The sequence below is a fragment of the Nostoc sp. DedQUE08 genome (assembly GCF_034530895.1).
Taxonomy (GTDB): Bacteria; Cyanobacteriota; Cyanobacteriia; order Cyanobacteriales; family Nostocaceae; genus Nostoc.
Genome location: NZ_JAVRCD010000037.1, coordinates 35,788 through 60,468 on the forward strand (window position 1 = coordinate 35,788; position 24,681 = coordinate 60,468).

The 24,681-nt window shown below is 39.9% G+C and carries 21 protein-coding genes and 1 pseudogene; 13 read left to right on the plus strand and 9 right to left on the minus strand.

What is annotated here, in order from left to right; all coding sequences use genetic code 11:
• Nucleotides 1-5: 5 nt before the first annotated feature.
• Entirely contained in the window at nt 6-152 is a 147-nt protein-coding gene (locus RMY64_RS22810) for a hypothetical protein (RefSeq protein WP_322701193.1), read from the minus strand.
• Nucleotides 153-252: 100 nt separating this feature from the next.
• On the opposite strand from RMY64_RS22810, the gene RMY64_RS22815 reads away from it, so the two are divergent.
• Together RMY64_RS22815 and RMY64_RS22820 are read left to right on the plus strand one after the other, a co-directional pair.
• A complete protein-coding gene (locus RMY64_RS22815) occupies nt 253-594 on the plus strand; it encodes a type II toxin-antitoxin system RelE/ParE family toxin (protein WP_322689858.1) in 342 nt (113 codons plus the stop codon).
• Between the two features lie 4 nt (nt 595-598).
• Nucleotides 599-913: a helix-turn-helix transcriptional regulator gene (locus tag RMY64_RS22820; protein ID WP_322701194.1), complete on the plus strand. Its 315-nt coding sequence runs from the start codon at nt 599-601 to the stop codon at nt 911-913.
• Between the two features lie 55 nt (nt 914-968).
• Here RMY64_RS22820 and RMY64_RS22825 read toward each other — a convergent pair whose 3' ends face one another.
• Entirely contained in the window at nt 969-2,675 is a 1,707-nt protein-coding gene (locus tag RMY64_RS22825; protein WP_322701195.1) for a D-aminoacylase, read from the minus strand.
• 472 nt (nt 2,676-3,147) lie between these two features.
• Here RMY64_RS22825 and RMY64_RS22830 point away from each other — a divergent pair, with 472 nt between their 5' ends.
• Nucleotides 3,148-3,597: an orange carotenoid protein N-terminal domain-containing protein gene (locus RMY64_RS22830; RefSeq protein ID WP_322685439.1), complete on the plus strand. Its 450-nt coding sequence runs from the start codon at nt 3,148-3,150 to the stop codon at nt 3,595-3,597.
• Between the two features lie 142 nt (nt 3,598-3,739).
• Nucleotides 3,740-3,889 carry a hypothetical protein gene (locus RMY64_RS22835; protein ID WP_322701196.1) on the plus strand — a complete coding sequence of 50 codons (150 nt, stop codon included), beginning with the start codon at nt 3,740-3,742 and terminating at the stop codon, nt 3,887-3,889.
• Nucleotides 3,890-4,023: 134 nt separating this feature from the next.
• Here the strand turns inward: RMY64_RS22835 and RMY64_RS22840 are convergent, their stop codons facing one another.
• The 4 genes from RMY64_RS22840 to RMY64_RS22855 form a co-directional block, all read right to left on the minus strand.
• Complete coding sequence (locus tag RMY64_RS22840; protein ID WP_322673668.1) at nt 4,024-4,329, minus strand: hypothetical protein; 306 nt, start codon at nt 4,327-4,329, stop codon at nt 4,024-4,026.
• Nucleotides 4,330-4,616: 287 nt separating this feature from the next.
• Nucleotides 4,617-6,836, minus strand: coding sequence for an adenylate/guanylate cyclase domain-containing protein (locus tag RMY64_RS22845; RefSeq protein ID WP_322701197.1), 2,220 nt, complete (start codon nt 6,834-6,836; stop codon nt 4,617-4,619).
• A gap of 70 nt (nt 6,837-6,906) precedes the next feature.
• Nucleotides 6,907-7,686: a DUF928 domain-containing protein gene (locus RMY64_RS22850; RefSeq protein ID WP_322673670.1), complete on the minus strand. Its 780-nt coding sequence runs from the start codon at nt 7,684-7,686 to the stop codon at nt 6,907-6,909.
• Nucleotides 7,687-7,959: 273 nt separating this feature from the next.
• Nucleotides 7,960-8,637 (minus strand): Mo-dependent nitrogenase C-terminal domain-containing protein, encoded by a 678-nt coding sequence (locus RMY64_RS22855; RefSeq protein WP_322701198.1) that lies wholly within the window; start codon nt 8,635-8,637, stop codon nt 7,960-7,962.
• Between the two features lie 231 nt (nt 8,638-8,868).
• On the opposite strand from RMY64_RS22855, the gene RMY64_RS22860 reads away from it, so the two are divergent.
• The 9 genes and pseudogenes from RMY64_RS22860 to RMY64_RS22900 all read left to right on the plus strand — a co-directional run bounded on the left by RMY64_RS22860 (nt 8,869) and on the right by RMY64_RS22900 (nt 15,427).
• Nucleotides 8,869-9,000, plus strand: a complete 132-nt coding sequence (locus tag RMY64_RS22860; protein WP_322701199.1) for a hypothetical protein — start codon at nt 8,869-8,871, stop codon at nt 8,998-9,000.
• Nucleotides 9,001-9,022: 22 nt separating this feature from the next.
• The gene (locus RMY64_RS22865; protein ID WP_322701200.1) at nt 9,023-10,123 is read left to right on the plus strand and encodes a glutamate-cysteine ligase family protein; all 1,101 of its coding nucleotides are present in this window, start codon (nt 9,023-9,025) and stop codon (nt 10,121-10,123) included.
• Between the two features lie 540 nt (nt 10,124-10,663).
• On the plus strand, nt 10,664-11,020 hold the full coding sequence (locus RMY64_RS22870) for a hypothetical protein (RefSeq protein WP_322673674.1): 357 nt from the start codon (nt 10,664-10,666) through the stop codon (nt 11,018-11,020).
• A gap of 250 nt (nt 11,021-11,270) precedes the next feature.
• Complete coding sequence (locus RMY64_RS22875; RefSeq protein ID WP_322673675.1) at nt 11,271-11,810, plus strand: Dps family protein; 540 nt, start codon at nt 11,271-11,273, stop codon at nt 11,808-11,810.
• A gap of 197 nt (nt 11,811-12,007) precedes the next feature.
• Nucleotides 12,008-12,376, plus strand: a pseudogene (locus RMY64_RS22880) (hypothetical protein); the annotation flags it as partial.
• A 318-nt stretch (nt 12,377-12,694) separates the two neighbouring features.
• Nucleotides 12,695-12,928, plus strand: a complete 234-nt coding sequence (locus RMY64_RS22885) for a hypothetical protein (RefSeq protein WP_094352841.1) — start codon at nt 12,695-12,697, stop codon at nt 12,926-12,928.
• Nucleotides 12,921-13,202: a hypothetical protein gene (locus RMY64_RS22890; RefSeq protein ID WP_322673676.1), complete on the plus strand. Its 282-nt coding sequence runs from the start codon at nt 12,921-12,923 to the stop codon at nt 13,200-13,202. The genes RMY64_RS22885 and RMY64_RS22890 overlap by 8 nt, the downstream gene beginning before the upstream one ends.
• Nucleotides 13,203-13,983: 781 nt before the next feature.
• Nucleotides 13,984-14,556, plus strand: a complete 573-nt coding sequence (locus RMY64_RS22895) for a hypothetical protein (protein ID WP_322701201.1) — start codon at nt 13,984-13,986, stop codon at nt 14,554-14,556.
• Between the two features lie 319 nt (nt 14,557-14,875).
• A complete protein-coding gene (locus tag RMY64_RS22900) occupies nt 14,876-15,427 on the plus strand; it encodes a L,D-transpeptidase (protein WP_322701202.1) in 552 nt (183 codons plus the stop codon).
• A 121-nt stretch (nt 15,428-15,548) separates the two neighbouring features.
• Here RMY64_RS22900 and RMY64_RS22905 read toward each other — a convergent pair whose 3' ends face one another.
• Genes RMY64_RS22905 through RMY64_RS22915 form a run of 3 tightly spaced genes read right to left on the minus strand, consistent with a single transcriptional unit; the run spans nt 15,549 to nt 24,299 of the window.
• The gene (locus RMY64_RS22905; RefSeq protein ID WP_322701203.1) at nt 15,549-16,778 is read right to left on the minus strand and encodes a glycosyltransferase family 4 protein; all 1,230 of its coding nucleotides are present in this window, start codon (nt 16,776-16,778) and stop codon (nt 15,549-15,551) included.
• Nucleotides 16,779-16,803: 25 nt separating this feature from the next.
• Nucleotides 16,804-18,336: a response regulator gene (locus RMY64_RS22910; protein WP_322701204.1), complete on the minus strand. Its 1,533-nt coding sequence runs from the start codon at nt 18,334-18,336 to the stop codon at nt 16,804-16,806.
• Nucleotides 18,336-24,299: an AAA family ATPase gene (locus tag RMY64_RS22915; protein WP_322701205.1), complete on the minus strand. Its 5,964-nt coding sequence runs from the start codon at nt 24,297-24,299 to the stop codon at nt 18,336-18,338. Before RMY64_RS22915 ends, RMY64_RS22910 begins: the two co-directional genes overlap by 1 nt.
• Nucleotides 24,300-24,681 lie beyond the last annotated feature (382 nt).

Consider the following 24,681-nt stretch of genomic DNA (forward strand, 5'->3'; position numbering starts at 1 on the left):
TCCTATTAATCTACGAAATTTACATACTTCAGATGATATTCCGAACCGCGCTTAACTATCCAAGGTTCACCATTTAAAACTGGATCTAATATCTGCACCTGCGGGCTAATTGGCTGACTTAAAGCATTGGGATCAAATAAAACTATATCCATTTAGTGCGAAGAATGCGATCGCTGTAGGTATTGCTTTACAGATAAAGTTCCCTTTCATAGGTATATTATATCGATATATCAGATATGATATAAATACAGCATGGGAGATCAAAGTAAGCTTTTAGTTTGGTTACATGGTGAAGTTAAAACCCCACCTTTCACTCAAGAAGCACGCATAGAAGCAGGTGTTCTGCTCAGACAATTACAAGAAGGTGAATCCCTTGGGTTGCCACATTCACGCCCTATGCCAAGTATAGGAATTCACTGTCATGAATTACGTATTCGAGATGCAGATAAAAACTGGAGAATCATTTATCGAATTGATGACGACGCAATCTTGATTGTTGAAGTTTTTAATAAAACAACAAGAACAACATCCAAAAAGATAATTGAGATTTGCAAAAAGCGTCTGAGCAAATACGATATCGATCAACAGGAGTAATGTGATGGATCGAGCTAAGAAAGAACGTTTGGAATCTAAAGGCTGGAAAATTGGCACAGTTTCAGATTTTTTGGAGTTAACACCCGAAGAAACTATCTTGGTTGAAATTAAGCTAGCTCTCAGCCAAAACTTGAAGGAGCGCCGACAAAAACTGATGACTCAAAGTGAACTCGCTGCTAAGATTAGTTCTAGCCAACCTCGAATTGCTAAAGCTGAAAATGGCGATGCTTCAGTATCAATTGAATTGTTGATCCGGGCAATGTTAGCAACAGGTGCAACTCCTCAAGATATTGGACAGGTGATTGCTGGTGTGGAGTAAAAGCAATTCAATGCTACAATCTCAAACTTTTCTTTGTGCCTCTGCGTGAGATAATTCAATAAGGAAACAAAACCGTTCCCAACTTTTCACGCCCCAAGCGATCGCTCACTTTCCCCCGACAAACAACCCGAACTCCATTAATATAAACTCCTTGCACAATCTCATCTGAACCGCGCTTAACCATCCGAGGTTCACCATCTAAAACGGGATCTGATATCTGCACTTGCGGGCTAATTGGCTGATTTAAAGCATTGGGATCGAGTAAAACTATATCCGCTTTCGCACTAAGTTTGATAACTCCCGTATCAAGACGGAACCAACTAGCAGGTTCTCCGGTAACGCGGCAAATCGCAGCTTCCGGTGAAAGGAACTTTGTTGCAACTGCTTGTTTGAGCAAAGACAAAGCTCCATCATAGTAGCCCAGGTTACGAACGTGAGCGCCAGCATCGGTAAAACCAGGCAAAATATGCGGATGCTGCATCATCGCTAAACGGGGTTTTAGGCGATCGTTCGCTCCTGTCGCCACCCAGCGCAAATCTGTATCGTATTTTTGTAATGCGTGGATAAATAAATCCACTGGTTCTTGTTGCTTTTGACGAGCAATTTGGGCAAAACTTAACCCTTGCCAACTTGCTTCGGGACAGTGAATAACTTCCATCAAATCTAACTGACGATGGAATGATTTACGCCGTTTACTCAGCCATTCTTGGCGAAACTGACGACGAAACATTTCCGATGCCCATAGTTGTTGTCTTTCTTCTCGTGACTGACAGCCATTGAGTTGTGCGCCTGTGGAAAATTCTTCAAATAAGGGAGTCACAGATCCATCAGAGTAAATGGTGAAAGGTTCGGTTAGGGTTTGAAAGCGCACATTCCCATTTAGAAGCCGATTCCAAATAAAAAGTAGGGGGGAAAATATTCGCCATAGTTTGCGATCGTGTACGGCATCTAAGGCTGAGAGGACAGTTAGCCGCAGTGGTTTTTGTCCAATTCCTGAACCCATACGCAGAATTTCTACAAAGGAAGCAAATCGTTGTAAATTGGGTGTGACTTGAAAAACACGATCGCACCGCCGACATAAATCCGCTAACATTGCATATTCTTTAAATTTGGCGTGTTGAGAGGGAATTGTACAACCTTGCCATTCTCCACTCATCCGATGCCAAGGAAACATATCAATAGAAATGCCAATAAAGCCAGCATCTATTGCATCTCTGGCTATGCGCTGCATAAGTTTTAGTTCAAATTTTGTCGGCTGAACGGTTAAACTGCGTTCTAACCCCATCACATGAGCGCGTAAGGCACTGTGTCCAAACATTGGGGCAACATTGGGGCCAAGGGGTAACTGTTGCAAATGCTGTAAATATTCTGCTGGTGTTTGCCAGGAAACTGACTTTTGTAGCCATTTTGCAATCAGCCGATGGGAAAGTGTCTCTACCCTCTGAAAAATATCAGCCAAGATTTGGGGTTGGGCGATCGCAACAGACAAGCTACAGTTACCAATAACCACGCTGGTAACACCATGACGCACTGATTCGCTCAATCCTGGTGCAATTTCTAACTCTAAATCGTAATGAGTATGAATGTCGATAAATCCAGGTGTCACCCATAACCCAGAAGCATCAACCACTTCACGCGCTGGGGTAGTTAAGGAGGGTGTGAGGGTGACAATGTGGCCGTTTTGAATGCCGATATCTCTGCGAACAGGTGGAGAGCCTAAGCCATCGAAAATTAACCCGTTTTGAATCAGCAAATCTAACATGATTGTTTGTTTTCCTTTGATGTCGCCACCGGAAAGGGCGGGTACGCCATCGCACTACAGTATGACGCAAATATTCATTGCTACATCTTATACTACATAATCAATAACCCCTTCAAGCGATCGCTTGGAGGATGTCTAAGAAGTCTCAAATATTTGTTGATTCCCCCTAACTCCTTTAAAAAAGGGAGAATAATAGTTTTAAAATCCCCCAATTTATCGAGGGATTTAGGGGGATCTCCAAAGGTAGGTGTATACAAAAAAACTTTTTAGACATCCTCTTCAAGTCACAGACGTTACTTAGCTTTTACATACATCGAAACAAGCATTTTTGTAACTAGCAATTTCAGTTATCTCTATCTGTCTTATGTAATAAGTCCTATACCTACCCTAAGTAGGGTTATCTATCTATATTTGTTCGTTAAGTTGTATGAAGTATTGAAAGCAGAATACTTTTAACTTAGTTGGAGTTTTTATGACTTACACCATTGATGAAGCAACAAGACCAGCTTTAGAAACTTTTCAACGCTTTGATGTAGATACTCAACTAGCCCTACTTTGGTTCGGTTATCTCGATCTTAAAGAGCAGCTACAACCAGCACCTCCTCCAAGCGTTGAAGCGCCTGCTAAAGCAGTGTTTGACAAATTCCTGGATTTGTCGAAAGAAGAGCAACTGCAAGCACAACGCGACATTATTAATGGTGCAGCTAACGATATCAGCCAAACCTATAATAGTCTAAGTCCCAATGCCAAATTAGACGTTTGGTTTCTGCTGGCACAAGGAATGGAGGATGGAAGCATAATTCAAGTGCCCTCCGACTATCAACTACCTGGTGAAACGGATGAATTTGTCGCATCGATCAAAAATCTAGAGTTTGAGCAACGGATTAATTTCATGTTGAGTGTAGTGGAAACAATGGGTTAGTCAAGTCCAACAACTCTCAAACTTTCTAGAATTAAGGATAACTCAAAGTACCAAATTAAGCTAGACTTGGCTATTTTTGCTTTACTTTAATAGACCTTAACTTAGAACTACCGCAGAGATGCTCATCTTTGCGGTAGTTTTGATGCAAATTTTATCAAGTCCGCTTGATTATACGAACTCAATTAATGATTGTAATGATTGGAACACATCCTTGGGTAAAGACGCGATTCATCGCGTCTCTACAAATGCTCTATTTGTCGCCTTTTTTTCCAAGCGCACGATCGCATTATAATCAGGTACACTTCGAGCGATCTTTTTAAGCTTTCAACAGAAAATATTTTATAAATCTTTAAAGCAGTAGTTGAAATAAAAATCCCTGCCACAAACAGTTGACAGGGATAGCAGTTTTGAGATGTAGCTTGTCTTTTAGCTAACAAAATCTTTATGGGCAGCGACAAGCATCTGAGCTTGCCTTAAAACGTTTCCGAATAAATAAAAAGGAATCTGCCAAGCTGCAACGGTAACTTCTTTGACTATATCTTGTACGCTAACTGCGATTAATTCATGCTCTGGCGGCTCTCCCTCAACTGTACCAGACCAAGTAAAAGCTAATAAGAAATCATCGTCTCCAGGCAAGGATGCAATCAAACATTCTTCTGGTGTTGGTTCGCAAATAATTCCATAATCATTTGCAAGTTCTACTAATCTTTGAAATTTGTTTCCGTTTGTCATTTGTTCTTAGGATGTAATTGAATCTCAGTTTTAGAAGAAATCATATTTTGAACTCCAGAACTCAAGTGAGTTGCTATATAGCAGAAAGTACGAATTATTAATTATTCGTTGAAAATTATGAGTTATTGGAGTTGGATCGGGCTTAAGTCCAAAATCTTACCGCGATCGCTTGGTTGTATCAGCAACAATTGTTACTGTTTTAGAAAAAGCTAAACTACTTACTTTTTCGGTTTACCCTATTTACACACACCTCCATTTGTTACCATTTCAAGATTGATGCTTTAATCTCACCCTAGCTGACGCAGTGCATTGAGAATTGCGTTAGCTTTTGGGGGAACTGCTGTAAACCGAAGCAGAAAAAGATGCTCGTCAACATTAGACTGTTCGATCGTCTTGGCATAGATATCTTCTTCTGTAGCCATTTCTGCCTCAATCAATAACTGGAGTTTGAGATTACTCAAGAGTTCTAAAGAATGTGGCGATCGCAGCTGCGCTCCTTTTTCTGAGAGGCTAATCAATTCCCCCATAAATACTGTTCCTACTGCATGTTTTGCCTGCAAAATCGAGTATTTTACAGGTATTTTTTGAGTAAGAACGATCGTTTCTTCATCATGTTTAGGCAAGAATAAATTATATTTACCACCAATGCCACGAATTTCACAAATTGTCACAGGGTGTTTTATACCTTTGGGTTCTATTTGTAATTGCCCAGCAATTTGTAAGTCAATATCGGCATCCTTACAGGTATTTTCGGAAATTAAAATTTGTCCTCCCACTGTATAAGATTCAATTCGAGCAGCCAAATTAACATGACTGCCAATAACTGTATATTGAGCGCGTTTTTGAGAACCAACATTTCCCGCTACGGCTTCGCCTGTATTAATACCGATTCCCATTTCCAGAATTGGGAAATTCATTAGCTGATTTTGTTCATTCACTTGCTCCATTGCCAATTGCATCGCAATCGCACAAGCGATGGCTCGTTGAGAATCATCCTTGCGACTAATTGGCGCACCAAATATCACAAAAATCCCATCACCCATAAACTCATTAATTGTGCCTTTATACTGGTTAATCACATCTGTCATTGTTCCCAAATAAAGATTCAAAATCTTTACTACTTCTTCCGGGGGCAATTGTTCAGAAATAGCCGAGAATCCTCTTAAATCAGATACGAGAACCGTAACTTTTCGGCGTTCTCCTCCTAGCTTTAACCCAGAAGGAGTTTCTAAGATATTGGCGACGATTTCATCAGTTAGATAGCGGCCGAGGGTTTTTCGCATCTCGGTAGCACTTTGGGCAATATACTGAGTAAGTGCGATCGCAGAACCTCCAAAAGCCAGCAATGAAGGTATAACGGGAATCCACCAACCAAGCAAAAACGCCAGAAAACTACCACCAATTAAACCGCCACCTGCCAACAAAACACTAATAGCCATGAGGGTTTTCTGGTTGCTACTGTGGCGTTGCAGCCAACACAAGCTAGCACCAATAATTGACCAGATTAAAATTAATAGCCATTCTAGCGGCTCAGGTAGACACTTAATCAATGGACGGCCTTCCATCGCCGTACTTAAAATTTGACTAATCAAATTAGCATGAATTGTCACACCCGCCATTCGTTCTGGGTCAGTCAAGACATTACTGCTGTAAGGTGTATAGAATAGATCCTTCAAACTCTCAGCAGTAGCACCAATTAATACCACCTTATTTCGCATTAAATCTCTTGGAATAAGATTCTCTTGCACTTCGGTAAGAGATACTTTAGTAAACTGCTGTATCCGTCCTCGGTAGTTCAACAGCACTTGATAACTCCCAGCATCAGCTCGGACGTAACCTCCATCATTAGCTTCAAAAATCGGGAAAATACCCCGATTTAACTGCAAGTAATTAGAGTTAGTTGCCGATGGCTTGGCAGTAATACCTTCAGGTTTCAAGTACAACAATGCCAGTTTTAACCCAAAACTTTCCAGAATCTCGTCATTATTTAAATTTACGTACAATAATGCTCGTCGAATTTTGCCATCTCCATCTATGGGTAAATCATTCGACCCAATTTGATTAAGTTTCTTCAGTTCTGGAGATGAATCAACCGCCGAACTATCAATAGTATCAGAGACTTTTTGGACTCCAATCAAATTAGGAGTAGACTTAAATACCTTAAGTAAGTCTTGATGACCGGGATTTACAGGTAAATCACGATAAATATCTAAACCAATCGCTCTGGGTTTTTGCTGTTTGATTTTTTCTAACAAACTAGCAAGTTTTCCATCAGGCATAGGCCACTGTCCCTGCTTGCGGACATCTGCCTCATTAATCTCAACTATGACAATGCGGGTATCAGCCGATTCTCTTGGACGAAGGAGAAAAAATTGATCTAGTGCTGCCAATTCCAACAATTGCAGTAATCCAGTCAAGCGTATTGCAATCACCAGGGCTGTAATATTGGGAACAGCAAGTAAAACACCCCGCCATTGCCAAATGTGCGGTTTCAGCTTTGTCCACATAATATTTAGTGCTGAGTGCTGAGTGCTGAGTTAGGAGTTAGGAGTTAAGAGTTAAGAATTTTTCCTTAGCTTAATGCCCTCTGCCCAATGCGCCGTGCCCTTGTTTCGTAAATGTGCAACAATCAATCAATGGTTCGGAAGCGATCGCACTCAAACCTACAGACTTGAAAAATTGTTTCCAATCCAACCTCGCTTTGAAATTATTCGGCTCAGTCCGGCGTAGCTGCACCAAACTAGTCAGCGCTTCATGCCAAATCCCAGCTTCTGCATAGATAGTGGGCAACTTGTACAAATTCGCCTTTGCTAATGCCTCTGACAAAGTTGCTCCTGGTTGAGTGCGTTCCACCCAACCATCTACAGTCGGATTTTCACTCTTGTCTTGATTATCACAAATAATTGTTAGATACCAATGATAAGTTTTACCTACAGCGAGTGCAGGGGCACTGTCAGGAAGTTTAAAGCTAATAATTCCCGATTTATTTGGAAGTGTAAAAGAGGTTTCATAAAATACGTTCTGGTCTTCAGTCAAGAGCAGAAACTTGGCTGTTTTGAGTTGAGATGGAGGTATATACCAGAAAAATGTTGGATGTTGAGCAAATGTCAGCCCTAATTTATCTGGAGGTATTAAGGGAGTTATTAGTTGTTTGCCTTTTAGGCAAGAACTACCACGGGTAGAACCACCAGCACTTGCGGGAAGTTTTCCCCGCTGTGGTGGTTTAAATGTTTGACTAATTTGCCAAGTTTTATTGGCATGGTACGACTGAGCTTGTACCTGTGCTGTTAAAGCAGAAAGCAAATACAAAGGTAAGGAAAAGGGTACAAAATATAGAGATGGTTTAATCCCTTTCATATTGATAATGCCTGAGTTCTAGATTAGTCAGGTGAATAAATCAAGTATTCCCAAAAGCAGAGTTAGATTTTTCACTCAACTACAGAACTATTTATTGGGCATTGGGCATTGGGCATTGGGCATTGGGCATTGGGCATTGGGCATTGGGCATGGGGCATGGGGAAGAGACAAGGTAGACAAGAAAAAAGGAAAAGACTTGTTCAATAATTCCCCCTTGTCCCCTTGTCCCCTTGTCCCCTTGTCTCCCCTGCTCCCCTGCTCCCCTCTCCCTACTCAAATATATGGCGATACATCTTCACCGCATTTATCTGCTAAATAGGAGAGGGCGCGGAAACGTAAGCCTACTAGTTGCTCATATAATGGGTTAATTTTACACATCGGTGGAATATGCACTATCTTGCGTCCAAATAGGGTGACATCCCGTTCAAAGGGACACTGGGCGGGAATCATTTTACACAGAAAGCGGGCTACTCTTGGGTCTTGGATATCTAGCCTATCAAGCCAGTCTTGCAGAGAGTGTAGGGCATTGATTTGACGCTTTGTCAGCCCTGTGCTGGCGATAGTGGGGGTAATTTGCTCTGGGTATTCCAGAGTGGGGCGAAGGGCTTCGAGTAACTTCTCTGGCTGTTCCAAAGCTTGACAGAACTGTTGCAGAACCTCATCTTCGCTGGGAGAATAAGTACCATCTGCGATCGCTACCATTATCGCTGTCCTTAAGAAATTTTCGGCAGCTGGTGTACCTTTACCCAACGCTGCGGCTAATTCCTCTGGCGTAATTACCTCTAGTGAGTCAAATTTAATCTTAGGAGCTAATTCATTTTCGGTGATGCTGGCAATTAATTCCTGTTCTCGATCGTCAAAATTACCATCAGCCCAAGCAATAGTAAGCAGTCCACGCAACCAAGCGGCAATCTGTTCGCTGCTGTATGGGGATTGAACGGTACTTGTCATAAACTCTATGTCTCAAGCTTTCCTCAGTCACTACTACGCTACCCTAACCAGTGACTATGAAGATAGTGGAAGCAGCACAGAAAAATAAATCAGAGAAGTTTTCAAATCGCAATAGTCGGTCTTAAGGTAAAATTCATTTGTACCATTATTGAGAATTTTTCTACTTAAAGTAAATTTAATTGGAGTATCTCAAATATTCATCAGGTTAAAGACTGTAATTTACGCTACAGAATGATGGAGTTTTCTAAGTATGCGAATCTGCCAGCTAAATATCGCCGACGCTTTTCTCTAATGAATCGTTTACTGATGTTACTTACTTCTCTATGGAATTGCGATCGCTTGGCATTAGTGAAATTAGGTTAACTCTAAAAAATTAAGGTATATAATGTTTTTCTTTGGCATTGAACATGAAGTCGCGTTTTTGAATAATGAGGGAAAATTTGCTGATTTCTCCCACACAAAATTTGCTGATTTCAATCAAATTATTGCAAGGCTACCTACATACCCCAGTGATTATCCTCAACTCCGCGTTGGCGATGCGGGTATTAAGATGAAGAGATGGTACATTGAGGGATTTGAAAGATTTGCGGATTCTGATGAAGTCATAGACTGTCATGTTAAAGGTATTGAAATTAGAACAACTATCCATTCCAATATTCTAGGCGCTATTACTGAATTATCAGAAAGTTTTAACTTGCTACGTCAGGTTGCCGCTGACTTTGGCTTATCACCAGTTTTGGTGAGTTTTAATCCCTACAATCCAGCTTTTGAGCCTCAACCCCCATTAAACAATTATGAAATTAAACAGCTAGAAGCTTATCCTGAGGAACAAACTGCTAATATTCACATGGTATCTTATGGGCCAGATTTAAATATTTCTGTGGCAGATTTGCCAACTGAAGATGTAATTGATATTGGCAGAAAGTTAACTTATTACAGTCCCTATATCGTTCCTTTTAGTTATAGCTCTCCCTTTTATAATGGAGGTTTATGGGATGGACTATCGGTACGAACATTTATCAGAACTGGCAAAAGACCAGCTACTCTGGTTTTTGTCCAAAAAGAAGAACAACTTATTAATAGCATACCTGCCTTAACAAAAATTGCTCGGATTCCGGCGGAAGTGGGACGCATCGAATTTAAGGCTTGTGATAGTTGTGATAATTTTTTAATCTATGCGGCTTTGCTGGTATTATTGAAAGGTTTGGTGTTAGATAAAACCTTACTGGGTAGAGCAACTGTACCCGATGCAGCGTTACACCAACTTTCTGCAAAAGAAGCGTTTGAAAACGAAGATATTTTTGAAAATGCGACAAAAATCTTCCAAGCAGCCGAAGTTGCTTTAGGAGATGACCCAGATGTTCGTTATTTAACGCCCTTAAAAATGCTGCTGGAAAAGCGAAAAACAAGATCCCATGAATTAATAGAAATATTTCATCACGTAAATTCAATAGAAGAGGTTATAAGGCAGACTTATCAAATTTAAAAAAAAGATTTATTTTTCTCCTTTTACTTATTAAAGGGGATTAAGCACAGTATTTATATAAATTGATACTTTACAAATGTCCTCTAAGGTGCATCTTCCTTCAATTACTTTAATTTGATAAAGTCCAGATAACTGAACATAAATAGTATAGCCATTAGCTTGAAAAAACTAGATTAAGTCGATATACCTAGAGACTGATTTTATTATAACTAAAGATGTAGTAAACTTCATTCTAGAGATTGATGCATACCCTAGCTTTTTCAAAGTACAAGTGTAAACAGGGAACTGAAATGAAGGATTTCAATTATGAAATCTAATAATTTTGCTAAAGAATTAAGGTGGTATTTGCTTATTATCCCTTACTAATTCGATGCAGAAATACAAAAAATCTCTTCGTCAGGTTCGTTTTTCAAGAACTTCTAAATTGAAGCGGAGCTTTGCAGTTTTATTATTGCTTAAAATTGCTGAGTAAGTAAAGGTATATGCTTCGCTCCTTCACTAAAAGTTCTGCGTTGTTAAAGCTGTTATCGAGGATTTCAAATGAAGATGATTACTTCTGTTTTATCTATTTTCCGTCCAGTACGTTTTTTAGTAGTAGCTTTTACTTGTGCTCTAGTATTATTCTCTAATGCTTTTCCTGCTTTTGCAATCGATAGCTACCAAAGTAATCCCACAGAAGGTACTACACAACTGCTTGACATTCAGCGCAAAACTGACGAAGCCGGTAAAGAACCACCAATAGGATTGGAAAAGACTCAAAAGGAGACTAACGAAGGACTTAATGAGGTTCAGGGAGCCGCTGATATCGACAAGCAGAAGCGTCCAGAAAATTCACAGGGTGCTACCTCTGTAGAAGAAAAAGCAAAGAGTTTCTTAGAAAAAGTTACAGGTAAGTAACAGAGTTAATACCTTGGTAATTTTTTGGTAGTAATGGGTCACGGCTTTCATGCAATGACCCATTACTACTTTTTAATGTGACGATCGCAACTGAAATTAAATATAAAAATATGTTCATCCCTATTAAGGTGTAAGTATAGCTATGAAATGTGATGATTAATCTAAACTCAATAATGTTTCCTTTGGTTGATGCGGATTATATGGAAAATTTGGCAAGTTAATAAATAAGTTTGCTTAGGGATGGAAAATAATGCGTGCGATAAACATTGGTTTGACAGACGAACAGCGTCAAGGTGTAATTAATCTGTTGAATCAGGATTTGGCAGATGCCTATTTACTGTTGGTGAAAACCAAAAAGTATCACTGGGATGTCGTTGGCCCTCAGTTCCGCTCTTTGCACCAGCTTTGGGAAGAACACTACCAAACGCTGACTCTAAATATTGATGCTTTGGCAGAGCGGGTTCGCGCTTTGGGCGGTTATCCAGTTGGTACATTGGAAGGATTTCTCAATCTTGCTACCCTCAAGGAACATGGTGGTAATGTGCCCACAGCAACAGGGATGGTAGCTAATTTAGTGGACGATCACGAACAGGTTATTCGTAATTTGAGAGACCATGTAGATCAGTCTAGTGAAAACTTCCACGATCAAGGAACTGCTGACTTTTTGACTGGACTACTCGAACAGCATGAAGAAATAGCTTGGATGCTGCGTTCATTTATTGAAGGCGAGGCACTAGATGCAGATGGCAGACAGCCAGCAGCAGGGGCTAAGACTCCCGTAGGTGTATAGCTCATAACATCTGAGTTCAGGAAGGCTGTATGTGAAATCAATTGAGGGAGGAGCGATTCCTCCCTCAATTGATGTGAAAGAATTAATCTGCCTGGATCTACTCATTCACCTTGCCAATTTGGGAATTGAAAATTGGTTCATGCGCCAATCCCACTTAACGCCAGTCCGCTCAAGTCGGAAATTCCGCCTAGGCGGCTGGTTCATTTATGTATGCTGGGAATCTGTCTAGTGCAGTGCTCTTGGGGGCTGCTAGTGGAGCGATCGCAGGTAGTGCTGGTGCCGGTCTAGTATCGGTTCTGACTACTTTGGGAATGCCAGAAGATAAAGCGGCTATCTACCAAACTCGCTTACAAGCTGGCGAATTTTTCGTGATGGCAGAAGTTCCGAGCGATCGCACTGGCGAATTTCAATTGCTGCTCGAAAGTGCTGGTGGCGAAGAAATTAACACGATTGAGAAAACTCTGGATCGTTCTTGTTCTGGACAGTGCAACAGTCCAGCAGACTTGTCTTTTGAAGTTCGCGCTCATCTTTCTGATGAAGCTCAGATGCCTTTCTTGTTAAACTACTGTGCAAGACTAGATATCAGGGATTTATAACAAATAAATTATCCAATATTGTGGGGTGGGTTTTGTGGCTTACCCCACAAAAAGTAAGTATATTGGCAATAATCTGGAACTAATTGTAGATATTTATACGTATTATGGCAGGCGATCGCACTTAGATGGAAATTGCCTACTCTGGGTCTGGTTTGCATAATTTTGGGTACATTACCGCAAATGCGCTGATACTTTAATTTTACCTCTTCATAAATTCCGCAAAAACACCGTTACGCTATTTGTGTTTGCGATCAAAACTTAGAGCATCCAGTTTATGAGGGCGGATTTATGACCAACCCTGTAAAGACGGTTATCCAAGTCAATCTGGAGATGGCTCTAGAAGTAGCTCAAGAATTAGAGCAAGCTCCATACACTCAACTCGGTGCTTATTGTTTGGAAATTTTACGGGAAATCGGATGTGCTGGTACTGAACTCCCAGTTAACTTACAAACTCGCGATCAGCAGCTAAATTTCATTACAGGCTTTGCATCTTATGCTTTTGGGGAGGTACAAAGTGTATAAAGCATTAATTGATGATATATTTTCTGATTCTGAAGATACAGAAGAAACTACCTTTCCTGCCACAGATGAAGATTTATTAATCTTAACAGAAAAATATTTAGGGTTTGAAATTCCCTCAAAGGTTTTCTTGCAAGCTATAGCCATTGCTGATTACGACGGTGCAGCTGCTTTTCGCTACGTTGATAATTATTTGATTACTCTCAAAAATAAGAAGAAGCGTAAGCAGAAGAAATTACTTGTGTTAGGTTGTTCGACTAGATTTGAAAATAATTGACGTGTTTATTCACCAGCTAACTAAAAACCAATACGATTTAGATAAGATAATTTGCACGGCTGATGTAGAGGCGTTGTATTACAACGTCTCCGCACATTTGTTTCAAAAAGACAATAAACAACAATAACAATTTATCTAGAGTTAGTGGCAGGGCAAACGCATTTTATTTACTAATAAAAAATAAAAAGGATTCTCAAGTTATCTAATTGAAGAAGGCATGAGGCAGAGAGCAGAAGACACTATTCATTCTGCCCTCTGCCTTTTTCGATAACTGTCAAAATTGATGAGATTATAAACAAAACAAATCCGATTTTTTCGGAAAATATTAATTAGCTTATTTTAAAATATATAACTCTTTAGTAAAAATAAAAACTCACGATTCGGGTAATAGATAGCTTTACCAAAGAGAGAGGTTAGGAGTGAGGTTAAGACTCGCTAGATTAGGAAAAGCTATATGAAATTTAAAATATTATTTTTTAGTAAGCAAACTAGTACATTAAACATATATCTAAAGAAAGAGATTAATTAATAATTAACTAAACAAATACTGTCTAGAACATCACAAATTAATTTAATATCAGACCATACTTTAGGCAGAAGGTTAAGAAAATCAATTCAGCTAACTTAGTTAATTAAATAACAACTTATCGGCTCAATACTTTTGATTTAGATCCTTGCTTGGAGTTGAGAAATAGAAAAACTTCTTCTATATTTCAACAAATTGCTTAGTAGCAGTAGCATAAGAACCATTTAACTTCAAACTCAGGCTCAGGAGATACCAATGAACTTAAACCACAGTAAAAATTTGCTCAAAATGCTTGCTAGCCTCGTGGGAGTTGCTAGTACTGGTGCTTTAATAAGTCTTCCAGTATACGCTCTGCCCCAACCCATCTCTAGAAATTTGGAGACTAGTCAAGCCCCCATAGGTAATAGATTGTACTCTCAAGCAGGGCAATCTACAGGAGGTGATTCTACCACTGGAACGCAGCAGTATCCAAATAATGGCACTAGTGGTAGTGGAACTGGTACTAGTGGGACACAGCAGTATCCAAATAATGGCACTAGTGGAATAAATAATGGTACTGGAACACAGCAGTATCCAAATAATGGCACTAGTGGTAGTGGAACTGGTACTAGTGGGACACAGCAGTATCCAAATAATGGCACTAGTGGAATAAATAATGGTACTGGAACACAGCAGTATCCAAATAATGGCACTAGTGGAACAAATAATGGTACTACCGGAACGCAGCAGTATCCGAATAATGGCACTAGTGGAACGCAGAACAATACAGGAGGTAACAACACCACAGGTGGACAAAACACTGGTGGAGGTGTCAGAGCGCTCTGGTAATTTCTTAGCCTTATACAATACAGGCTAGAGAGCTTGTTAAGCTTGCTTCCTCTACTTAGATGATTTCAAATCATGACTGTTATCAACAGTAAATGCAGTAGAAAAGATGAAATGCCCTGTCAATTGATTCGATTTCTACTGCAACTACTTTTGACAATTTTGTTTTCCCTTCCTCACAAAATTACATATCTAATGCTAGACTATTCTGTTCATCAGAATGATTTCTCACATAACTACAGAGTATAACAATCTCAAAAATTAAACAATTGATAATTAATTTGGTACTAAAATTTTGATAGACAGAATTTAAAATTTGAAAATGCTCAAGCAATTAGATAAATTAGTTATTTTTATTTGTGCATCTGGATTAAATTTTAATCCGGCTATGTCGTTAGCTTCTGAACTAAGAGTTCCTTCTCATACTTCAACCAACAATTTAGTCTCTCAAACGGCTAATATTAATAATAATTTAATTATTCAACCTCTTCACCTAGAGATCAGCCTTCGCAACCGTCGAGTAACCCTTTATCGAGGAAAAAACCGAATTAAAAGTTATCCCATAGCAGTAGGTCGCCAAGACTGGGAAACCCCAATTGGTAATTTCCGAGTGCGTACAATGTTAGAAAACCCTACTTGGATAAACCCTTTTACAGGTAAAGCCATCCCAGGAGGAGATCCTGAAAACCCACTTGGCAAATACTGGATTGGATTTTGGACAAACGGTAAAAACTGGGTTGGCTTTCACGGTACCCCTAATCCTGATTCGGTAGGTAAGGCTGCCTCACACGGTTGTATTCGGATGTACAACAACGATGTTAGAGAATTATTCTATCAGGTTAATATGGGAACACCAGTTACTGTGGTGCGATAGCTGATATAGAGTTATGACGAAAGTCTTAGTCGAGGGTAGGTAGTTATTAACCCAAGTTGCGGCTTTTCATTTTAATCCAAAATCTAAAATCTAAAATCTAAAATTGTTCGGTCATTACAAATTACGGATTAGTATTACTTCTGGCAAGACAAACTTGTTCATAGCTTTTACCAGCAATATCCCAAGTGAATTCTGTTTCTACCAGTTGTCTGCCGTTGTGAGACAACTCTGAACGCAGATGTGGACGATCGAATAGTTGACTAATAGCGGTGACGTACTCTGCGGGTTTATTGGCTCGTAATGCCCGTAATGGATGACTAGCAGCATCTACAGTTAATCCCTCTAAGCCGCGATCGCTGGCTACTACAGGTATACCAGCTGCCATTGCTTCTAAAGTTTTATTTTTAATACCAAACCCAGTCCGCATCGGTACAACGCAGATGGTGGCTTGATGTAAATATTCTGCCATCGAAGGTACACGCCCCAGCACATTAATTCCTGGTTTTTTATCAAGTGCTAAAACTTCTGCCACTGGGTGAGAACCGACAATATCAAAAGTTGTATCGGGATAAAATTTTTGGATTTCTGGCAAAACTTCATTGCTGAAAAAGCAGACAGCATCAATATTTGCTAAATTATCCATTGCACCAATAAAAATTAGGCGATGTCCTCCGGGATCGGTGGTACGCTTGGGGAAAGAAACTAAATCTACGCCATTTGGAATAACTGTAATTTCGCTATTGGGGTTAAATTCTTGTAGTTGAATTTTATCTTCTTGTGTTGTCGCCACAATTGCCGAAAATTTAGCGCAGTAGTTTTGCTCATAACGCCGCAAAAGTGGGAGATTAATTTTGTCTCTGAGTGAATTTTCCGAAATACCTGTTGCTAATTGGTTCTGACAGGTAGCGTAAACGGAACTATGAACATTAACAATGGTTTTTAGCTGTTTTTGAAAATGTGGCTGCACATAAATTTCATTAACGCTATGTTCGCAAGTAATTACATCACATTTTCCCGCTTCCACCCAGTTATTAACCCATGTTTGCATCTCAACTGAGTAGCGGTTAAGTACGCTTGGCGGTGTTCCCTGCTGCAAAAATCTGCCAAATCGCTGTATTTTCTGCAATATTCCGGTGGTTTGAGAATCTGGCGGGCGTTCAAAAATAGCTAGACGATCCACACAATCGCGTAATCCTGCTACTTCTGCGTCTGTAACATCACCCTCACGTTGAGTCACGAGGGTGACAGTATGACGTTGACTCAAGTACTTGAGTAAATTAAATGTCCTAACTTGGGTTCCTCCACGCGTTGCTGGGTAAGGAAAGGTGGAAGATAGCATTAAAATGTTCATATCAGCGTCTTCAAAAGTTTTTGGTTTAGCCAAAATAGGAAGGTGCAGCCAAAGTCAATTCTAAAGGGTGCGATCGCATCGGAATTTTAATCATAAACTCTGTTCCCTGACCGGGTGCTGAAATACAGGTTATTTGACCACCATGTTTGGACACAACAATTTCCTGGCTAATCGACAAGCCTAAACCCGTTCCTCTACCTACGGGTTTTGTTGTAAAGAAAGGGTCAAATAGGCGATCGCGTACTTCCTCTGTCATACCGGGGCCAGTATCGCCAATCCTAATAGTCACAAAATTATCGTCAGTTACTTCGGTGCGAATCCGAATTGTGCTGCGGCAAAAGTAAATTTCCTGGGGCGATCGCTCTTTATCATACTCCTCCAAAGCATCAATTGCATTCGCCAATAGATTCATAAACACTTGATTGAGTTGTCCTGCATAACACTCCACAAGCGGTAGGTCGCCATACTCTTTAACAAGTTGAATCCCTAGTTGGTTAGAGCTGCCTTTAAAGCGATTGTGCAAAATCAGCAGTGTGCTATCTAGCCCAGCATGAATATCCACTGACTTCATTTGGGCTTCATCCACGCGAGAAAAAATCCGTAAGGACTGAATAATTTCACGGATGCGGTCAGCCCCAACCTTCATCGAACTCAGCAATTTAGGCAGGTCTTCACTCAGAAATTCTAAATCTATCGCTTCAGTTAGCTTCTGAATTTCAGGTAGCGGTGAGGGAGTGTACTTAGCATAGAGGTTCAAGAGGTCGAGCAAGCCTTGGGTATATTCATAGGCGTGAGTCAGATTCCCATAGATGAAGTTGACGGGATTGTTAATTTCATGGGCGACACCCGCCACCAATTGTCCCAGACTGGACATTTTTTCACTATGAACCAGTTGGCTTTGAGTTTCTTGAAGTTGGCGAAAGGCAAGTTCTAGTCGATTGGCTTGTTCTCGATAGCGTGCTTCTGATTCTTGCAATGCTTGTTCTGTACAAATTCGCTCTTGGATTTCCTGTTGCAGCAGCTGATTAGATTTAAAAAGTGCAGCCGTCCTTTCTTCCACGCGTTCTTCTAACTCAGATGTCAGTTTTAAGAGGGCGTTCTCTGCCTTAGTTCGTTCTTGAATCTCTTGTGCCAGATGCACATTTTGTTCTTGCAATTTCTTAGTCAGGTTTCGGATGCTTAAATGGATTTTGACACGGGCTAAAACCTCTTCATGCTGAAGTGGCTTAGTGATATAATCAACCGCCCCAAGATTCAAACCTCTGACCTTATCCACTGTCTCAGAAAGCGCCGTCATAAAAATTACGGGGATGTCTTTAGTTGATTCTTGAGCTTTCAAATGCTGGCAAGTTTCAAACCCATCCATACCAGGCATGAGTACATCTAACAAAATTAGATCGGGGAGAGCATATTCGACCTGTTCAATTGCATCCTCGCCATCCTGCGCTACTAAAACTTGGAAGCCAGAATCAGCCAAGAAATCGAATAACACTCCTAAATTTGTCGGGTTGTCATCAACGATTAAGATAATGCCATTTTCGATGTTGGAAAGACTCATTAATTTACTCCTATATTTTTTAAAACTTCACGGATTTTTTTAACTTGAAAACCTTTAGCTAATTGACGCAATTCTAAAGAAAAAGGTGCATATTTAACATCCAATTCTTCCAATCGCTCGACTTGTTGTACAATACCTTTGAGATCGCCTTTCATTGCTAAATTCAACAGAATTGCAATTTCGTCTGCGGAGGGAGCTACCAATGATTGCTGAAAATTTTCTTGTTTATTCTCTGTAGATACTTTTTCACCATCTTCATAAATCCATTCCAGTTTTAAGTGATACTGCAACTTTTCTAAAAGCTCTGTTATGCGGATGGGCTTAGGTAGAAAATCATTGCAACCTGCCTCCTTACTTTTGTTGAGATCGAAATCAAAAACACTGGCAGAAGTGCCAATCACGATCGCATTCTTTAGTTCAGGCGATCGCCGAATGCGACGGGTAGTTTCAAAGCCATTCATTTGAGGCATCAACAAATCCATTAAAATACAATCTGGATTCAATTCAAATGCCTTATTGAGACAATCATGACCATCTGCCGCTTCCACAATTTCAAATCCTAAAGGCGATAGCATCTTAACCAAGATTGCACGATTTTCTGCTCTGTCATCTGCTACAATAACTTTCCGCTTATAGCCTTTAAAACTTTGGATATTTCGTTGCTCTTTCTTGACAACATCAGCGTATTGAGAAACTTCAGTTAAATCTAAATCAAAGAAGAAAACGCTTCCTTTTCCTAAAGTACTCTTCACCTGGATTTCGCCACCCATCATCTGAACTAATTGGCGGGTAATTGCCAGTCCCAATCCCGTTCCTTCTGCTTTGCGATCGCCATCTCCTACCTGCTGGAATGGCAAAAATATCTCTTCTAATTGCTCTGGTGCCATGCCAATTCCTGTATCTTCCACCTGAAACCGAATTCTACCTTCCTGATAGCCGACTTTGAAAGCCACGCCTCCAGTTTCAGTAAACTTAACGGCATTACCCAGTAAGTTAATCAAAGCTTGCCGCAACCGTTTTTCATCAGCTTTAACACCTATAGGAAGTTGAGTAATCTGTTCAAAAATTAAGCAAATACCTTTTTGTTCGGCACGGATACGGCAGATTTCGGCAATGCCTTCGAGAAATTCTGGAAAATGAAAATCCGTTAGATGGAGTTCCATTTTTCTAGCTTCAATTTTAGAGAGGTCTAAAATGTCATTGATCAGGTTCAAAAGATGGTCGCCACACTGATGAATAATATTCACACCATCTTTTTGTGAGTTAGTTAAACTTTTTTCACGCTTGAGAATTTGGGCATAACCCAAAATGCCATTAAGCGGTGTTCTCAGTTCATGGCTCATGTTAGCAAGAAAATCACTTTTAGCACGGTTGGCTGATTGGGCGATTTCTTCTGCTTTTTGCAGATGCACATTTTTTTCCTGTAATTCTAAAGTTCGCTCTTGTACTTTGGCTTCTAAGTTAGTGTTGGCTAATTTTAAGTCTTTATAAAGACGAGCATTTTCAATGGAAATCGCCGCTTGAGAAGATAACAGTTGTAATACTTCTAAGCGATCTGATGTAAATGCGCCAATGGTGAGATTATTTTCTAAATAAAGAATGCCACTGAGTTTGCCTTGATGGATGAGCGGTGTACATAAAACCGATTTAGGTTTATGGTTGACGATGTACGTATCTGTGGTAAATGTTCCTTCACGAGTTGCATTATTGAGGACAATATTTTCTTTAGTTCGGGCTACATAGTTAATCAGTGAAATTGGTAGTTGCTGACTGGTTGATACTGAGATTCCTTGTAATACAGTTACATCGACTTTATCTACTGTTCCTGATGCTTCTATTAGCAAGTCTCCTGATTTTTCTAAAATTAAGTAGCCTGTTTGAGCGCCAGCATTCTCTAGCACAATTGTCATTAATTTAGCGAGCAACTTGCCTAAAACTATTTCTCCAGAAAGAGCTTGAGATGCTTTCATAACTGTGGCTAAATCCAGGGAGTCTGAGGCATTTTCACCCGTAGAGTTAATTATCTGAGTCACATTCGTACTGACGCTTTCTCGCTTTGATATGCGAAATAGTTGAGGATATCTTTTCTCCAAGTCTTTGACTTTTGCCTTCGCTCCCCAGCAACCATATCCATAGTAGGCATCGTTGAGATAGGTATTAGCAACTTTCTCTCTGCCACAAGCAAAATAGAACTCTGCTGCTAGTTCCGAGGCTAGGGCTTCTTCTTGAATATATCCATGTTCTCTAGCTCCAGTTATGGCTCGGTCGTAAAACGCGATCGCTTTGGCATCTTGCTTCAATACTCGCGCTTTTTCTGCTTCTACTAAATCGTACTTATGCTGATAGTTCGCAGGAGAATGCAACGCCCATTGCTTCATTTTTTTCTGCTGCGCTATCACTTGGCTGAAATATTGTTGGCGAGCGCTTTGTGATGCACTGGGATACAAAGCTAGGAGAGTCAGAGAAGAGTAAAACTTGTATTCGGCTTTGTACATCAATCCTTGTCCACCTTGTTCGTATTTTTCTGCCAGCAAGGCATTCTCAGCAGCGCGATCGTAATTTTTAAATAAATAACCCAGAAGCAGTTTAGAAACATAGATAGGATAAATAGCCATATAATTATTGCTATTTATCAGAATTGGCAACATTTTATTTTCATCAAAACTTTCGCCAATTAATCGATATGGTTCCGCAGTTTTTCTAGTTAAATTTAAACTTGTTTGTCGGACTATCTGAGCATAAATAATTTGAAACTCTTGTTTGGTTCTTTGCATTAAAGCAATATAATGCGCCTGTTTTTGGAGAGCAATTTCTAGATTTTCGCCGATAAAAAACAAATGCGTACAATAAAAACAAGCCGAATAAGAAGCATATTCTAAATCTCCTGTTTCTAGCCCTCTTTGGACACCCTCAATTAACGGTTCTATAGTATTAATACCTGGTTCTTTCCAATGCCTGATAAAATAATTAAATGTTTCATAGATTTTCGCTGTCATTTCCTTAGCATTGAATTGATTTAACAGCTTTAAGCCTAGCTGACCGAATTGATAACCAGAATCCATGTCTTCAAAAGCGCCACATAAGAACATTCCATAAAGTACATACGCATAAGCTGACAGAGGAGAGTTTCCATCTTTGAGACAGAGATTGGTCATTTTAAAAACGACCTGTGGATAAAGTTCGGGAGCTACAATATAAACCGGAGGAATCAAATTTATCAAAATTCGCAATGCAGCTAATTTATAAACATCAGTCATTTCTGGTAATTCTATTAAATCTTCAATGCGTTTCCCTCCTAAATTCAATCTAGTCAGTCTTGTTGGGGATTTAGCTGCTAAAGGTAAACCTAGCATTTTCAGCACTTGCAGTCCGGTATTTAATGCGGCTTGCATTTGGTTTTTAGCAATATAAAACTGCATTTTTGTCTCATACACCTGGACTCGATCGAGCAGGGTTTTTGCCTGTGCCAAAACTACATTGGAAAGTATTTCTGCTCGCTCGAAATTAGTGTTGAGGAATTCTACTGCTGCTGTTTCTACATAGAGGTTGAGTGTCATGTCATACTGACAATGCCAACTATCTGCTGCAAGTAATTCCAAACCTACATTTAAATATTTAACAGATGATTCATACGCTGTTGCTGCTTTTGCTTTCTGTCCAGCTATAAGATTGAGTTGAGCCAGTCTATCTTTTTGAGGCTGTTGGGCGATGAATTCAGCACCAACATTCAGTTGGTTGACAATTTCAAAAATGTTTTCTTCAATGTCCCTTTCCGAGGTATGTATTAGTAGCAATTCACCAATTTTTAGGTGAGTCTGTTTTTTCTGATCATCTGGAATAAGAGAATAAGACGCTTGCTGTACCCGGTCGTGTAAGAACTTATAGGTAATGGGTGATGAGGGCTGGTTAATGTGCGATCGCCTATTCTCAGTCTCCATTTGTTCTGAGTCAAAAACAAGCGGTGTTTTGTAGGAATTATTGAGGGGTAGAACCAAACCTGATTGCAGAGCTTCCCACAAATCTGCTGCTGTTTTTGACTGAGATGTTTTATTAATAATCGCCAATATATCTAAAGTAAACTTGTCTCCAATGCAGGCGGCAAACTTTAACACATTCTGTGTTTTTTCAGATAGCTTTTGAATTTGGCTAACCATCAATTCAACGACATTATCAGTTATATTAACTCCCTGAATAAACTCAATATTCCATTGCCAAAAACCGCGTTCAAAGTCAAAGTATAATAAGTTGTCCTGATAAAGAGATTTGAGTAACTGAGTTAAGAAAAAGGGGTTGCCTTGGGTTTTTGTAAAAACTAACTCAGCTAACGGCTTTACTTTTAAAAGTTCGCTACGAAGAGTATCGACTACTAACTGATTGACGTGAGCGATATCCAAAAGCTGGAGGATAATGTTATTTACGATCGCACCAGTCTGTTGAATCTCCTCCAAGGTCTGAATTAAGGGATGAGTGGCGCTTACTTCGTTATCTCGATATGCACCAATTAGCAATAGATATTGGCTATCTGGGTCGGTCATAATTAACTGGATAAGCTTAAGGGAAGCTGAATCCGCCCACTGTAAGTCATCCAGAAACAAAACTAGTGGGTGTTCGGGTTGACTAAATACATGAATGAATTGTTGAAACACCCGATTAAATCGGTTTTGTGATTCTGACGACCCTAATTGAGGAACTGCTAGCTGCGGGCCAATAATCCGTTCTAATTCGGGAATAACGTCTATAATCACTTGAGCGTTGGAGCCGAGGGCATCTATTAGTTTTGATTTCCAAACAGCGATTTGCTCATCTGTTTCTGTTAGCAATTGCCGCATCAAATCTTGGAATGCTTGAATTAGAGAAGCAAATGGAATATTCCGCTTGAACTGGTCAAATTTACCGGAGATAAAATAACCTCGCTGGCGCACAATCGGTTTGTGAACTTCAGAAACTAAGCACGATTTACCGATGCCTGAGTAACCAGAAACTAGCATCATTTCCGTAGTACCAGAACTGACGCGATCGAATGCTTCTAACAAAGTAGCAACTTCTATTTCCCGTCCGTAGAGTTTTTGCGGAATGGAAAATTGGCTGTATGAATCTAATTGACCGACAATAAAGTGGGAAATCTCGCCATCCGTCTGTAACTGAGTCAGACAGGTTTCTAAATCGGCTTTTAGTCCGAGAGAACTTTGATATCTATCTTCAGCAGTTTTAGCTAATAATTTCATGACAATGTCAGAAACCGCCGAGGGAATTTGGGGATTGAACTCTTGAGGCGCTATTGGTGTTTTGGCAATATGGCAATGAACAAATTCCAGAGAGTCAGCGGCATTAAATGGCAGCGCACCTGTCAGCATTTCATAAAAAGTAACGCCTAAAGAATAGAAGTCGGTACGGTAATCAATTGACCGATTCATTCGTCCGGTTTGCTCCGGTGACATATAGGCGAGAGTGCCTTCTAATAAATTGGGATTGCTGATGCTTTGATTTTCTTTTTCTAAACACGATGCAATACTGAAGTCGATAATTTTAACTTGTCCGGTTTCTGCGTTAATAACGATATTGTCAGGTTTTATATCTTTATGAATAATCTTGGCTTGATGCAGTTGAGTGAGAGTGGATGCTAGCTGAATGGCTATTGTGAGAAATTCGGTTAATGATAACTGGCGATCGCTAATATACTTTTTCAGAGATTCTGCACCAAAGTCTGCCAAAATTAGGGCTAAACCGTTATGATGATTTTCTAAAGCTAGGGACTTGACAATTCCTTCTATATCTACTAATATTTGCGATATTTTATATTCATGTCTGAGTCGGGTTAGTTCTTCGAGGCTGGGATACTCGGCTTTCAGGGCTTTAACGATCGCAAGACTTCGATCTGACTGCTTGGAAGCGCGATAAATAACGGTATTCACACCTTCATGCAGAGCTTCAATAAAGTTGTAACCGGGAAGGACAGGTATCATTTTTCTAAGCCTAAGTAGTACGATGAACTGGGCATGATGCTAATGAACTTTATCCACAACTGTCAAATAAAAGGACAATCAAGTGCTTTCTTTAGCATTCCCAGCCAGCCCAAAATTTCTCTAAGGCTAAATAAAGCTCAACATTTGGAAATATAAGCTTGGGTTAAAGGTTATTGGTGTAGATAATTGGTTTTAAAAGACGCGATAAATCGCGTCTCTACATCTGGGTTTTGTTGCTCATTCTGAACTGTATAGACGCTGCGCTATCTGCTTTTGGGTCAGAATACCTAACTGAATTCTGACTTCTGAATTCTGTATTAGACCTCTTGCACAAATGCAAAATTCGCCCACCCTACGGGATCTTGCTACATCCCCCAACCCC

Bases quoted from the DNA above. Each gene is read 5' to 3' on its own strand.
- RMY64_RS22810 (WP_322701193.1), bottom strand. From the start codon at position 152: ATGGATATAGTTTTATTTGATCCCAATGCTTTAAGTCAGCCAATTAGC.
- RMY64_RS22815 (WP_322689858.1), top strand. From the start codon at position 253: ATGGGAGATCAAAGTAAGCTTTTAGTTTGGTTACATGGTGAAGTTAAA.
- RMY64_RS22820 (WP_322701194.1), top strand. From the start codon at position 599: ATGGATCGAGCTAAGAAAGAACGTTTGGAATCTAAAGGCTGGAAAATT.
- RMY64_RS22825 (WP_322701195.1), bottom strand. From the start codon at position 2,675: ATGTTAGATTTGCTGATTCAAAACGGGTTAATTTTCGATGGCTTAGGC.
- RMY64_RS22830 (WP_322685439.1), top strand. From the start codon at position 3,148: ATGACTTACACCATTGATGAAGCAACAAGACCAGCTTTAGAAACTTTT.
- RMY64_RS22835 (WP_322701196.1), top strand. From the start codon at position 3,740: ATGCAAATTTTATCAAGTCCGCTTGATTATACGAACTCAATTAATGAT.
- RMY64_RS22840 (WP_322673668.1), bottom strand. From the start codon at position 4,329: ATGACAAACGGAAACAAATTTCAAAGATTAGTAGAACTTGCAAATGAT.
- RMY64_RS22845 (WP_322701197.1), bottom strand. From the start codon at position 6,836: ATGTGGACAAAGCTGAAACCGCACATTTGGCAATGGCGGGGTGTTTTA.
- RMY64_RS22850 (WP_322673670.1), bottom strand. From the start codon at position 7,686: ATGAAAGGGATTAAACCATCTCTATATTTTGTACCCTTTTCCTTACCT.
- RMY64_RS22855 (WP_322701198.1), bottom strand. From the start codon at position 8,637: ATGACAAGTACCGTTCAATCCCCATACAGCAGCGAACAGATTGCCGCT.
- RMY64_RS22860 (WP_322701199.1), top strand. From the start codon at position 8,869: ATGATGGAGTTTTCTAAGTATGCGAATCTGCCAGCTAAATATCGCCGA.
- RMY64_RS22865 (WP_322701200.1), top strand. From the start codon at position 9,023: ATGTTTTTCTTTGGCATTGAACATGAAGTCGCGTTTTTGAATAATGAG.
- RMY64_RS22870 (WP_322673674.1), top strand. From the start codon at position 10,664: ATGAAGATGATTACTTCTGTTTTATCTATTTTCCGTCCAGTACGTTTT.
- RMY64_RS22875 (WP_322673675.1), top strand. From the start codon at position 11,271: ATGCGTGCGATAAACATTGGTTTGACAGACGAACAGCGTCAAGGTGTA.
- RMY64_RS22885 (WP_094352841.1), top strand. From the start codon at position 12,695: ATGACCAACCCTGTAAAGACGGTTATCCAAGTCAATCTGGAGATGGCT.
- RMY64_RS22895 (WP_322701201.1), top strand. From the start codon at position 13,984: ATGAACTTAAACCACAGTAAAAATTTGCTCAAAATGCTTGCTAGCCTC.
- RMY64_RS22900 (WP_322701202.1), top strand. From the start codon at position 14,876: ATGCTCAAGCAATTAGATAAATTAGTTATTTTTATTTGTGCATCTGGA.
- RMY64_RS22905 (WP_322701203.1), bottom strand. From the start codon at position 16,778: ATGAACATTTTAATGCTATCTTCCACCTTTCCTTACCCAGCAACGCGT.
- RMY64_RS22910 (WP_322701204.1), bottom strand. From the start codon at position 18,336: ATGAGTCTTTCCAACATCGAAAATGGCATTATCTTAATCGTTGATGAC.
- RMY64_RS22915 (WP_322701205.1), bottom strand. From the start codon at position 24,299: ATGATACCTGTCCTTCCCGGTTACAACTTTATTGAAGCTCTGCATGAA.